Source organism: Paracoccus sp. S4493, assembly GCF_000967735.1.
In the GTDB taxonomy this organism is placed as follows: Bacteria; Pseudomonadota; Alphaproteobacteria; order Rhodobacterales; family Rhodobacteraceae; genus Paracoccus; species Paracoccus marcusii.
In genome coordinates this window covers 1-445 of sequence record NZ_JXYF01000161.1, presented here as the reverse complement: position 1 = coordinate 445, position 445 = coordinate 1, and the positions used below count along the sequence as shown (strand labels likewise).

Below are 445 nucleotides of genomic sequence, written 5' to 3'. Positions count from 1 at the left end.
CCCCGGCCAGCCGTTCCAGAGCGACAAGGACGGCGCCGGGCGCGGGCTGGGCCTGTTCCTAACGGGCAATGTCATGCGCCGCCTGAACGGAGAGATGCGCCTTGCCAACCTGCGGCACGGGGCGCAGGTGACCCTGCTGCTGCCAACATTGGAGACCGCCGCATGACCCGCCGCCTGCTGATCGTCGAGGATGATGCCGCGCTGGCCGCGACGCTGACGGAAAGCTTTGCCCGCCGCGGCTATGACGTCCGCCATGCGTCATCGACCGACGAGGGGATCGCGCTGGCGCAGCAGAGCCCCCCGGACCTGGCGCTGGTCGATCTGAAGCTGCCCGGGCGCAGCGGGCTGGAATGCGTGCAGGCGCTGGCCGGCATGGACCCCGCGCCCCGCATCGTCGTGCTGACCGGGTTCGCCAGCATCGCCACCGCGGTCGAGGCCATTAAGC

Annotated in this window: 1 protein-coding gene; it reads left to right on the top strand. The window is 70.8% G+C overall.

The annotated features are described in order from the left end of the window. Positions 1-162: 162 nt before the first annotated feature. On the top strand, positions 163-445 hold a 283-nt coding region (locus tag TW83_RS15695; protein WP_045983720.1), incomplete at its 3' end, for a response regulator.